We start from the raw sequence: 12066 nt of genomic DNA, 5'->3' as shown, positions 1-12066 counted from the left end.
GCGATCATCAACCCGCTGGACAAGCGCATGATGGCCACGATCATCGCCGCCGAGGCGTTGGCCGGCCGCGACAACTTCTGCATGAACTACCTCAAGGCCTTTCGCGCCGGCATGTTCGAGGGATAAAAGATGGCGGGTTCGTAAAAAACCCGTCAAAATACGGTTTTTACTGGTGTACCAAGGACATGGGATCTAAAAAAGGCCCGGACGCCTTTGAACGGCGGTTCCGGGTCTTCTTTTCCAACGTTTCACGCCTGCGCATCTGCGTCCCCTTTCGCCGCTTTTAAAATCCGTGTTCAAATTATCCCGAATTATGATAAGATATCGTGTTGATTAACCATCTTTACCCGATACAACCATTTGATTGAGAGGAACAACGATCGATGAGCACCGATCCCAATAAAGTCATCTATTCCATGATGCGCGTCAGCAAGTTCTACGACAAAAAGCCGGTTATCAAGGATATCTCCCTGAGTTACTTTTATGGCGCTAAAATAGGTGTGCTGGGCCTGAATGGCTCAGGTAAAAGCACATTGCTCAAAATAATGGCCGGCGTAGACAAGGAATTCAACGGTGAAATTATCCTTTCCAAAGGCTACACCATCGGCTATTTGGAGCAGGAACCGCTGGTAGATGAAACCAAGACCGTTCGGGAAATCGTCCAACAGGGTGTTCAAGAGACCGTCGACCTGTTGGACGAATTCAACCAAATCAATGAACGCTTTGCCGAACCCATGTCCGATGACGAAATGGACAAACTGATCCAGCGCCAGGGTGACGTTCAGGAAAAGCTCGATAGCATGGATGCATGGGATCTGGATTCCCGGCTGGAGATGGCCATGGATGCCCTGCGATGTCCCCCCGGAGACACCCCGGTAAACGTTGTCTCCGGTGGCGAACGGCGCCGGGTGGCCCTGTGCCGCCTGCTGCTCAAAAAACCCGACATCCTGCTGCTGGACGAACCCACCAACCACCTGGACGCCGAATCCGTCGCCTGGCTGGAGCAGCATTTGCTACAGTACGCCGGCACCATTATCGCCGTCACCCATGACCGCTATTTCCTCGACAACGTGGCCGGCTGGATCCTTGAACTGGACCGCGGCCACGGCATTCCCTGGAAGGGCAATTACAGTTCCTGGCTGGAGCAAAAACAAAATCGCCTGGCCAAAGAAGAGAAATCGGAGAGCGAACGCCAGAAAACACTCAAGCGGGAATTGGAATGGATCCGCATGGCCCCCAAGGGCCGTCGTGCCAAATCCAAAGCGCGCATCACCTCATACGAGAAATTGATGGATCTGGCGAACGAGCAACTGGCCAAGGACCTGGAAATCTACATCCCCCCCGGCCCCCGGCTTGGAAACCTGGTCATCCAGGCCAAGGGGGTGACCAAAGGCTACGGGGATAAATTGCTGGTGGAAAACATGGAATTTTCCCTTCCACCCGGCGGCATCGTAGGCGTCATCGGACCCAACGGAGCCGGAAAGACCACCCTGTTTCGCATGATTACCGGTCAGGATCATCCGGATAGCGGATCGATTGATATCGGCGAGACGGTGAGCCTGGCTTATGTTGACCAAAGCCGCGATGTGCTGGATCCGCAAAAAAATATCTGGGAAATGGTCTCAGGCGGCCAGGATGCCATTGAACTGGGCGATCGCCAAGTCAACTCCCGGGCCTACGTGGCCCGGTTCAACTTTTCTGGATCCGACCAGCAAAAAAAGGTGGGCATGCTTTCCGGTGGCGAGCGCAACCGCGTGCACCTGGCCCGCATGCTCAAAACAGGCGCCAACGTGTTGCTGCTGGACGAACCCACCAATGACCTGGACGTCAACACCATGCGGGCCCTGGAAGAGGCCTTGGAAAATTTCGGTGGCTGCGCCGTGGTTATCAGCCACGACCGCTGGTTTTTGGACCGCATCGCCACCCACATGCTGGCCTTCGAAGGCAACAGCCAAGTGGTCTGGTTCGAAGGCAATTACTCTGACTATGAGCAAGACCGAAAGAAAAGGCTGGGCGCGGCGGCGGATCAACCCCACCGCATTAAGTACCGACAGTTGACGCGATAGGCCGATCAATTAAACCGGGAAATGGGCTCACACGATTATAGATCCCTCTCCCATGCATATGAGCCATGCTTTTTCCAACGGTTGGAATAACCCTGCCTGACTGGATCGACACGGCCCTTTCCAACAGGGATTGCAGGTATTCCACGGTGGCGGGCCGCATGGCCCTGGTGGTCGAGCTGGCCAGCAAAAACGTGGATGCAGGCACCGGCGGTCCTTTCGGGGCAGGCATCTTTGAGATGCAGTCGGGTCGGCTGGTGGCACCGGGTGTCAACATGGTAATCCCCGGCAACTGCTCGGTGGCCCACGCGGAAATCACTGCCATCATGCTGGCGCAGAAGATCGTGGGAACCTACGACCTGGGAGGGAAGGGGCTGCCCGTAATGGAACTGGTCTCCAGCACCGAACCCTGTGCCATGTGTCTGGGTGCGGTGGTGTGGTCTGGCGTGCGGAGGCTGGTTTGCGGTGCCCGGGATGCCGATGCCCGCCAGATTGGCTTCGACGAAGGCCCCAAACCGAACAACTGGATCGCCGCCCTGGAAAACCGTGGCATCGCCGTGATCCGAGATGTCGCCAGAAGGGACGCCGTTGCCGTGCTCAGGCATTACGTGGATCGTGGCGGGTTGGTCTACAACGCCCGGCAGGCTAACGAACCATAAGCGGTCAACCGGCAACCCAACACCAACAGACGGATTGACGCCCATGGAAAAAATCAAGAGGCTGTTGACCCGAATAGTCGGATTTTTCACCACCACCCTCTGGCAGGCACGCCGCAGTGAGCAGCCGGCCATCCAGTGGCTGATGATCCGCCTGATGCGAACGGTGATTCTGTCATTTCAGGGATTTACCCGGAACCATGGCCCGCTGCGTGCGTCGGCGTTGACCTTTTTCACGCTGCTTTCACTTGTGCCGGTGGCTGCCATGGCATTCGGCATCGCCAAGGGATTCGGATTCGAACGGCGGCTCCAGCAGGAGCTGTTGGACAAGTTTTCCGCCCAGCAGGAGGTGGTTGTCCAGGTCATCGAATTCGCCCAGAACATGTTGAACAACACCAAGGGCGGAATGATTGCCGGAATCGGCGTCGTCGTCCTTTTCTGGGCCGTCATCAAGGTGCTCGGAAATATCGAAAGTTCCTTCAATCACATCTGGGGGGTTCGCTCACGCACCTTTGTTCGCAAACTGAGCGACTACCTGACCATCATGCTGGTCTGCCCGGTGCTGGTAATCATGTCCGGCAGCGTCACGGTATTCATCACTTCCCAGGTGTCGGCCATTTCCGGCCGGTTCGAAGTGCTGCAAATGGCGGGCCCAGCCATTTATGTAGGCCTTAAAATCCTGCCGTACACCCTTATCTGGATACTGTTCACCCTTACCTATATGATCATGCCCAACACCCGGGTGCGTTTCGACGGCGCCCTGCTGGCCGGTGTCATCGCCGGCTCCGCTTATCAGGTACTCCAGGCTGCCTACATTCACTTTCAAATCATGGTGGCCAAGTACAACGCCATCTACGGCAGCTTCGCCGCCCTTCCCTTGTTCCTGCTGTGGCTGCAGATCAGTTGGTTAATCGTGCTCATCGGCGCTGAGATTTCTCATGCCTATCAGCATTCAGAGCATGTGAATGAAACGCCCGGCGATCTGGAGATGAGCATCTCCCGAACCAGGCTGCTGGCCCTGACGATCTGCCGCCAGGTGGTAAAAGTATTTCACCAGGGGCGGCCGGCTCAGACGCCAGCGCAGATTGCCGATCACCTGGCGCTGCCGCCGGCACTGGTGGACAACCTTTCCGATCTTCTGGTAAAAGGAAACGTCCTGGTCCGAATCGACAGTGATTCGGACGATGGACATGCGCTTCAGCCGGCCAGAGATATCGGCAGCCTGTCGATCAACAGCGTCATGGCTGCGCTCGAAGATGTTGGCAACAAGGATGGTCCGCTGCCCCATCTGCCGGAAGCGGAAACGATTTCCGAAACCCTGACAACATTGCGGTCGGAACTGGATCGATCGGCATCCAACCGGCTGCTTAAGGATATCTGAAATTCAACCGGACTCACCGGAGGTCATCGATCATGGAAAACGTCAACGAGATTACCCGGATCATCGCCCTGACCATGGGCGCCGCCTGGGCCGCCGGCATCAACCTTTATGCGGCCATTGCCACCTTGGGCATTTTAAGCGTGACCGGCAACATGACGCTGCCGCCGGACCTGCAGGTGTTGGCCAACCCGTTGGTCATCGGCGCCGCCTGTCTGATGTTCGCCGTGGAGTTCATCGCCGATAAGATGCCCGGTGTGGACACCGGCTGGGACACGGTTCACACCTTTATCCGGATTCCTGCAGGTGCGCTGCTGGCCGCCGGCGCCGTGGGTGAGTTGAATCCCGCGGTGGGCCTGGCGGCGGCCCTTTTGGGCGGGACGCTGGCCGCCGGCACCCACGGTATGAAAGCAGGCTCCCGACTGCTCATCAACTCCTCGCCGGAGCCCTTGACCAACTGGACGGCCTCCATCGTGGAAGACATCATGGTAATCGGCGGCATCTGGGCGGCGGTGAATCACCCCTGGGTATTCCTCGTCCTTTTGGGTATATTCATCCTGCTGATGATCTGGCTGTTGCCCAAAGTGTGGCGGGGAGTAAAATTGCTGGCGGAAAAGATCAGGCAGCTGTTCACACCTCGGCAGGCGGCACCGCCTTTGAGTTGAACGAAGATAGCATCTTCATTATGAAATTTACGATTTTTAAGTCAGAAAAAAGAAGATAAATTACAGTAGAATGGCTCTTTTCATCACCCTTTTTATGACATCATTTATCGTGGCCCTTTCCGGGGCCATCATGCCAGGCCCCCTGCTGACCGTCACCATCAGCGAGAGTTCCAGGCGAGGGGTGATGACCGGCCCGCTGCTCATTGTCGGTCACGCGCTGCTGGAACTGACCTTGGTTCTGGCCCTGATCTTGGGCCTGGCCCCGCTGCTAAAAATGGAACCGGTATTTATCGTCATCGCCCTGGCCGGATCAGCAGTTCTACTGTGGATGGGCATCGGCATGTTAAAATCGCTGCCGGGCATGACCCTGGTCACCGATGGCAGCCAGGCCAGAAAAAAAAACCTGATCCTCTCCGGCATCGTCATGAGCCTGGTCAACCCTTACTGGAGCATCTGGTGGGCGACCATCGGCCTGGGGTATATTCTTCACAGCATGAACGCCGGCACCATGGGCGTGGTGGCCTTTTTCTCCGGCCACATCCTGGGGGATCTGTTCTGGTATGCAGCCGTTTCCACTGCAATCTGGAAAGGCCGAAAACTGCTATCCGACCGGGGCTACCGCATCTTGATTGGCACCTGTGCCGTTTGCCTCATCGTCTTCTCATGCCTGTTCGCCTGGTCCGGTATGCAAAAACTTATCGCTTAACGGATCAGCCCTACCCGACCTTATACCGCCCGAAGCCACCGTTGACGACGGATTGACCGAGACTTTCGAGTTGTTCGTGCGCGGAGAGAACCAACTGCTCGGTGGTCTGCCAGTCGATGCAGGCGTCGGTAATGGAAACCCCGTATTCCATGGTTTCCAGGTTGCCCGTGTTCTTCTGATTCCCCGCTTTCAGGTTACTCTCCAGCATCATGCCGATGATACTGTCGTTTCCATCGATGCGCTGGTTGACCACATCCTGCCACACCGATCCTTGTAGGGCGTAATTTTTTCTGGAATTGTCGTGCGAACAGTCCACCATGATGGCCTTGGTCAGGCCTTTGGCCGCCAGCATGGCCCTGGCCTCCTCGATGCTAACGGTATCGTAGTTGGGTCGGGATCCACCGCGCAATACCATGTGGGCATGGGGGTTGCCGGTGGTCTTCACGATGCAGGTCTGGCCGTCCGGATCGATACCCAGGAAATGCTGGGGAGAAGCGGCGGCAATCATGGCATTGATGGCGGTAGAGAGGTCACCGTCCGTGCAGTTCTTGAATCCCACGGGCATGGAAAGGCCGCTGGCCATTTCCCGATGGGTCTGGGATTCGGTGGTCCGTGCGCCAACGGCCGCCCAGCACACCAGTCCGGCAATATACTGCGGGACGATAGGGTCCAGCATCTCCGTTGCTGTCGGCATACCCATTTCGGTTACCTTGACCAGCAGGCTGCGGGCCTTCTGAAGGCCGGCGTTGATGTCGTAACTGCCGTTGAGCCAGGGATCGTTGATCAATCCTTTCCAACCCACATTGGTGCGGGGCTTTTCAAAGTAAACCCGCATGACCAGCAGCATGGTGTCGGCGACCCTTTCACTCAACGCCCTAAGCCGGTGGGCGTAGTCCAAAGCCGCCGCCTCGTCATGAATGGAGCAGGGTCCGGCGATCACCAGCAGCCGTGAATCCGTTCCGTCCAAGATGTTCGAGATGGCCAGGCGTCCCTCCACCACCGTGCGATGAGCGTTTTCATTGAGTGGGATCTGGTCTTTCAACTGAGACGGCGAAATGAGCGGGTCAAATTTTTCCACACGAATGTCGTAGGTCTTATCCATGCTGATTTTCCTTTCCGGTAAAAAATTGGGTTTTGTCGCGCGGGTATCCACCAAATAAAAAGAGCCGCGGGCGGTTGCGCCGGCGGCTCTTGCATGTTCCTATTTTCACGGTTTCAGCAGACCACAGGCGCACCTCGACTGAAGTAAAAATAAAAACTAAAATAAGTTGCGCGGGTGACTGACGACTGAAACATGATGAAGGCTACCTTTTTAATATGATATGCCTTTAACACACCGTTTTCAAAGATGCAAACCCCAGGATGAAAAAAGGCCGCCACGACGGGCGACCTTTTTTTGCTCGACAACCCATCAGGTGAATGATCCCTCCCCTCGGCACCCAAGAGCGGGACCGCTGCTTCGCTCCGACCCCGAGAACGGGATTTCCACTTCCCGTCGACAAGCGGCGGGAATGCGCTGTCGGTTATGGCTCAATCGCATAATTCGAACAGCGCGGCGGCGCCCATGCCGCCGCCGATGCACATGGACTCCACACCATACTTCACACCTTTGCGCCGCATGTTGGCCAGCAGCGTGGCACACAGCTTGGCACCAGTGCACCCGAGGGGGTGACCCAGAGCTATCGCACCGCCGTTGATGTTGATGCGATCCATTTGATCCTCGATGCCAATAGTACGGATGCTGTAGAGTGCCTGCGAGGCAAAGGCTTCATTGATCTCCCACAGACCGATGTCGCTGGTTTTCATATTGGCCAGTTTCAGCAGCTTGGGAATGGCCACCGCCGGTCCGACCCCCATCTCGTCCGGGGCGCAGCCGACGGTGGTGTACATCTTCAGCTTGGCAATGGGTTTAAGGCCGTATTGTTTCACCGCTTCACCACTGGCAATCATGGTTGCCGCCGCACCATCCGTGGTCTGCGACGAGTTTCCAGCAGTGACCGAGCCGTTAACCGCAAATACGGCGCGTAGCTTCGCCAGGCCCTCTTTGGTCGTGGTGGCCCGAACACCGTCATCAAAATCCTGGATAAAGGTTTCCTTCGTGTAGGTGCCGTTGTCCTCGAGCACATACTTGGCTGCGGGTGTGGGCACGATCTCGGTAAACCACCCTTCCTTTTGGGCCTTGGCTGCTTTCATCTGCGACTCGTAGGCAAAGGCGTCCTGATCCTCCCGGGTCACCTGATATCGGTTGGCCACGTTCTCGGCCGTTATTCCCATGGATGCGTACAGGTCGGCGTGGACTTTGGCGTGTTCGGGATGCGGGCGGGGCAGATTACCTCCCATGGGCACGTAGGTCATGGACTCCACGCCCCCCCCCATGGTCACCTCTGACCAGCCGGCCATGACGCGCAGCGAGGAGAGAGCGATGGCTTCCAGTCCCGACGAGCAGAAACGGTTGACGGTGGCGCCGGAAACGGTAATGGGAAAACCGGCGATCTGGGTGGCCAGCCGACCGATGTTCAGGCCCTGCTCGGCCTCGGGAAAGGAGCAGCCGATCATGACATCGTCGATGTCCTTGGGCTCCAGCTTGCCGGTTTTTTCAACTGCCGCTTTCATGATGAAGGCGAGCAGGTCATCCGGACGGGTATCTTTCAGGGCCCCTTTGCCTCTCCGGCAACCGGGTGTCCTCACGGACGATACGATATATGCATCTCTCATTATGATCCTCCTTTAGTTTCTTAGCGGCTTGCCCGTCTTCAACATGTGCTCGACGCGGGCTACGGTTTTTTCCTGTTTCCAGAAATCGACAAAGGCTTCTCTCTCCAGATTGAGGATGACCTCTTCGTCGATGGTGCTGTTGGTACGAACGTCGCCGCCGCTGATCACATAGGCGATCCGCTTGGCCAGAAAAGCGTCGTATTCGCTGACGAATTTGGCCGACTGCATATTGAACAGCTCGGCATCGATCATGCCCTGGGCCGCTGCACCCAATACCTGGATGGGTCGCTTGACTGGTGGTGCGTACCCTTCGTCCACCATCTTGAGAACCTCTTTCTTGGCTTCACCGACAAGGTAGTCCCGATTGAAGACAATCCGATCCGTGGGGCCGAGAAACCCGTTGGCCCGGGCTTCTGCCGCCGACATGGAGACCTTGGCCATGGCAATGGCCATGAAGGTGGGGATGAAGAATTTGGCCAGATCCACGTCTGTCACCGGCCCGGGGATCGTGCTGGTCATCTTCTTCCACAAGTTCAGACATCCGCCGCCGCCGGGCAGCAGTCCTACGCCGATCTCGACCAGGCCCATGTAAAGTTCACTGTGGGCGACAATCTTGTCCGCGGCCCCCAGACAGACTTCACAGCCACCGCCCAATGTCATTCCGTAAGGCGCGGCCACCACCGGAAAACTGGCATAACGAACCTTCTGCATACCAGTCTGGCCTTTTTTCAGAAACGCGTCAATTTCGGCGTACTTGCCCTCCTTGGCCAACCCGGCCATGAAGGCCAGGTCACCGCCGGCGGAAAATGCGCCAGGCATCCCGCCCGCTTGGTTGCCGATCACCAAACCGGCGCCGTTGGCATCCACGTATTCCAGCCCTTCGGCCATAAAGTCGACGATTTCGCCGTTGATGGCATTCATCTTGGTGTGGAACTCCAGGCAGAAAACATCATCACCGATATCCACCAGGGATGCGGACTTGCACGCCTTGACGGTCTTGCCGTCCGCTTTGAGGCCGGCCAGGGAGATAATGTTTTCACTGATTTTCACCGACTGGTAGCTGCCGGTGGAAAAATCGTAATAAAGGAGATTGCCGTTTTCCAACTTGTAAAAGCTGTGGTTGCCGGCCGCCAGCATGGATTTGACGGCTTCGGGAACCGCAAGGCCCTCGGCTTCCATTTTGGCGACGGCGTCCTCGACGCCAATGGCATCCCAAGTCTCAAAGGGTCCCATTTCGAAGTTGAAGCCCCAGCGCATGGCATTGTCGATCTCCACGATGGTATCGGAAATTTCCGGAATTCGGTTGGCCGCATAGATCAGGTTGGAGGCAACGGCTTTCCAGGCAAACCGGGCACCTTTGTCGTCGCCGAAGACAACCGCTTTCATCTTTTCCGGCAGGGATTTGGCAGCCTTGGCAGCAGCCAGGCAGGGAAGGTCTACGCTATCGTATTCGGCATGCTCCAAGGTGGTCGGATCGATGACTTTGCGGATTTTTTTCCATTCGGGGGTCAGGTCGGTCTTGTAGAAGCCGACCTTGGTCTTTTTGCCCAACATTTTGCCTTCGATCATCTTGCTCACAAATTCGGGCATCACAAAATCAGCCCGGGCCTCATCCTCGGGCACCAGGTCGTAGGTGTTCTTGGCCACGTGGAAAAGGGTGTCCAAGCCCACCAGATCGGCGGTCTTGAACATGGCGGTTTTCGGACGCCCCATGGCCGGTCCGAAAAGGGCATCGACCTCGGGAATGGTCAGGCCGTCTTCCAGCATCAACTGTATGGTTTTTACCATGCCCTGAACACCGATGCGATTGCCCACAAAGTTGGGGGTGTCTTTGGCCCAGACAACACCCTTTCCCATGACCCGCTCTCCATAATCGGCCATGAATGCCAGCACTTCAGGAAGGGTTTCCTCACCAGGAATGATCTCCAGCAATTTCATGTAGCGGACCGGGTTAAAAAAGTGAGTGCCTAAAAAATGCTGCTTGAATTCGTCGCTCAATCCCTCGCTCATGCGTTTTAGTGGAATGCCGGAGGTATTGGAGGAAACGATGGACCCCGCCTTTCTCACCGGTTCGATCCGTTTGAGCAGGTCCTGTTTGACTTTGAGGTTTTCGACCACCACCTCCACGATCCAGTCGCAATGTGCCAGCATCTCGAAATCGTCCTCCAGATTACCGATGCTGATCAGATCGGCATCCTTGGGCTGCATAAGCAGCGCCGGCCGGGACATGAGGACGGTGTCGAGCCCTGCCTTGGCGATTCTATTCCTGGCCACTGGATTGGTCTTTTCCGCTTCTTTTAGGTCGAACGGCACGATGTCCAGCAGCAGCGTCTTCACACCGGTGCTTGCCAGAAGCGCGGCAATGCCGCCGCCCATCACGCCGCTGCCGATGACCGCTGCCTTCCTGATTTTCCTGGTCATAATATCCTCCTGCAGATTTGAGTTGCCCTTAGGTCGTTTTACCGCGTGAAAACCATGTGTCGCCCGCGCGAAAAGAACTTCAGCGCGGCACCCGTCACTTTGGGGTGGTCTCCGGCACCGCCTGAGACCGGTGCCACCATAAAATGGCCGGTGCCGGAAACGACCGGGGATTCGCTCTTCCCTGCCGGGTTCAAACAAGATCCCGGACACAATGCTGGATTCTGGATACAGTTATGGACTTATTGTTTAACCAAGGCCTCGATGAATCCGGACAGGGCTGAGCGAAAATGAAACCGTTTATGAATGAACGTTCATTCATTTACCAAAGGAGTAAACGGGCTGTCAAGCACAAAACGTTTCCCACGCTGTCTTCCGTCAAAGAACCATCAATTGCACCATTTGAACAATTATATGGAAGGGTTTTAAGGGAAGATGTTCGACCGCGCGCAGACGTCACACGCCGAAAGGGGAAATCTCAACACATGGGAATTGATGAATGAACATTCAGTCATGGAATCGGCGTGCCGTCGGCAAAGGCCGGCTCGTGAAGCGGCAACAGGATATCGGCCATCTGCTTGACCTCGATCAGGATGTCGTAAGCGTCGTATGCGTTCACATGTGTGCCGGGTGGAATCACGTCCATTTCCATGGCCAGGATCTGCTTCGGTGGGAAGAAGTTGTCGTTAATCACGCAAAATCCGGTGATGGCTGCTGTGCCGCCGGCCGTTTCAACCAGCACGGTCAGGCCACCTTCGGTGTGGGCCGGCGTGTGCATGACCCGGATGCCATCGGCAATTTCCCCGTCAGTCTCAACGAGTCGAATCTGGCCGTTATTCTCCACCTCCTCGATGTAGTCTTCCACATACCTGAAATCGAGGGGGTGGGGGTCATGGATGCGTGCTATCTCTTTCGGGTGGACGAAGATCTTCGCATTGGTGCATTTGTAATCGTTTTCGCAATGGTCGTTATGAAGGTGGGTGTGAATCACCATATCGACGCGCTCCGGCGTCAGGCCATGTAGTGCCAAACCCTCTTCGAACGTATAGATCCGCCCGCCGATGGCCTTGATTCGATCGTCAGACTGCACAGGATGCATCTCGCCGGTATCCACGAGAATCGTTTGGTCCCCGCCCTCCAGGTACCAGCAATAGATGGGAATGGTATATGGTTTTCCGTAATCCTGCTGGTAGGTCATCATGCCCTTGTCGAACTGCTTGGTTCCCATGACGATGGGATGAATGCGGTACTGGCTCACCGGCTGGCCTCCTTGGTATCGGACAAATGCGAAATGGGTCAAACTCAATTTTAGGGCATATGCTTTTTCACGTCAACGCATTTAACCCAGACGCCTCTGGCGTGTTGACAGTACCCCCCTCTCCCCCTATAAATGGTAACTGACAGGCGGGGCAGGCCCGCAAACCAAACGCCGCTGTGATTCATTCGACATTGACATTTGGCTTAT

At 56.2% G+C, this 12066-nt stretch carries 9 protein-coding genes; 5 read left to right on the top strand and 4 right to left on the bottom strand.

The window, feature by feature from the left end:
* Positions 1-383 precede the first annotated feature (383 nt).
* The 5 genes from ettA (at position 384) to ABYV26_RS11655 (ending at position 5468) form a co-directional block, all read left to right on the top strand.
* Positions 384-2066, top strand: a complete 1683-nt coding sequence (gene ettA / locus ABYV26_RS11675; protein WP_372681183.1) for an energy-dependent translational throttle protein EttA — start codon at positions 384-386, stop codon at positions 2064-2066.
* Positions 2067-2131: 65 nt separating this feature from the next.
* Positions 2132-2722, top strand: coding sequence for a nucleoside deaminase (locus ABYV26_RS11670; RefSeq protein WP_372681181.1), 591 nt, complete (start codon positions 2132-2134; stop codon positions 2720-2722).
* A 43-nt stretch (positions 2723-2765) separates the two neighbouring features.
* Positions 2766-4100: a YihY/virulence factor BrkB family protein gene (locus ABYV26_RS11665; protein ID WP_372681179.1), complete on the top strand. Its 1335-nt coding sequence runs from the start codon at positions 2766-2768 to the stop codon at positions 4098-4100.
* A 32-nt stretch (positions 4101-4132) separates the two neighbouring features.
* Positions 4133-4762, top strand: coding sequence for a DUF4126 domain-containing protein (locus ABYV26_RS11660; protein WP_372681178.1), 630 nt, complete (start codon positions 4133-4135; stop codon positions 4760-4762).
* Positions 4763-4832: 70 nt separating this feature from the next.
* Positions 4833-5468 carry a LysE family transporter gene (locus tag ABYV26_RS11655; RefSeq protein WP_372681176.1) on the top strand — a complete coding sequence of 212 codons (636 nt, stop codon included), beginning with the start codon at positions 4833-4835 and terminating at the stop codon, positions 5466-5468.
* A 10-nt stretch (positions 5469-5478) separates the two neighbouring features.
* Here the strand turns inward: ABYV26_RS11655 and ABYV26_RS11650 are convergent, their stop codons facing one another.
* From ABYV26_RS11650 to ABYV26_RS11635, 4 genes are all read right to left on the bottom strand, one after another.
* Positions 5479-6570, bottom strand: coding sequence for a 3-deoxy-7-phosphoheptulonate synthase (locus tag ABYV26_RS11650; protein WP_372681175.1), 1092 nt, complete (start codon positions 6568-6570; stop codon positions 5479-5481).
* A gap of 428 nt (positions 6571-6998) precedes the next feature.
* On the bottom strand, positions 6999-8183 hold the full coding sequence (locus ABYV26_RS11645) for an acetyl-CoA C-acyltransferase (protein ID WP_372681173.1): 1185 nt from the start codon (positions 8181-8183) through the stop codon (positions 6999-7001).
* 12 nt (positions 8184-8195) lie between these two features.
* Complete coding sequence (locus ABYV26_RS11640) at positions 8196-10604, bottom strand: 3-hydroxyacyl-CoA dehydrogenase NAD-binding domain-containing protein (RefSeq protein ID WP_372681171.1); 2409 nt, start codon at positions 10602-10604, stop codon at positions 8196-8198.
* 508 nt (positions 10605-11112) lie between these two features.
* Entirely contained in the window at positions 11113-11859 is a 747-nt protein-coding gene (locus tag ABYV26_RS11635; protein WP_372681169.1) for an N-acyl homoserine lactonase family protein, read from the bottom strand.
* Positions 11860-12066: the final 207 nt, after the last annotated feature.

The organism is Desulfosarcina sp., from assembly GCF_041551955.1.
GTDB lineage: Bacteria > Desulfobacterota > Desulfobacteria > Desulfobacterales > Desulfosarcinaceae > Desulfosarcina.
This window is presented reverse-complemented; position numbering and strand designations above follow the sequence as displayed.

What these genes read in the sequence shown, in the direction of transcription:
- ettA (WP_372681183.1), top strand. Translation starts at nt 384, where the DNA reads ATGAGCACCGATCCCAATAAAGTCATCTATTCCATGATGCGCGTCAGC.
- ABYV26_RS11670 (WP_372681181.1), top strand. Translation starts at nt 2,132, where the DNA reads ATGCTTTTTCCAACGGTTGGAATAACCCTGCCTGACTGGATCGACACG.
- ABYV26_RS11665 (WP_372681179.1), top strand. Translation starts at nt 2,766, where the DNA reads ATGGAAAAAATCAAGAGGCTGTTGACCCGAATAGTCGGATTTTTCACC.
- ABYV26_RS11660 (WP_372681178.1), top strand. Translation starts at nt 4,133, where the DNA reads ATGGAAAACGTCAACGAGATTACCCGGATCATCGCCCTGACCATGGGC.
- ABYV26_RS11655 (WP_372681176.1), top strand. Translation starts at nt 4,833, where the DNA reads ATGGCTCTTTTCATCACCCTTTTTATGACATCATTTATCGTGGCCCTT.
- ABYV26_RS11650 (WP_372681175.1), bottom strand. Translation starts at nt 6,570, where the DNA reads ATGGATAAGACCTACGACATTCGTGTGGAAAAATTTGACCCGCTCATT.
- ABYV26_RS11645 (WP_372681173.1), bottom strand. Translation starts at nt 8,183, where the DNA reads ATGAGAGATGCATATATCGTATCGTCCGTGAGGACACCCGGTTGCCGG.
- ABYV26_RS11640 (WP_372681171.1), bottom strand. Translation starts at nt 10,604, where the DNA reads ATGACCAGGAAAATCAGGAAGGCAGCGGTCATCGGCAGCGGCGTGATG.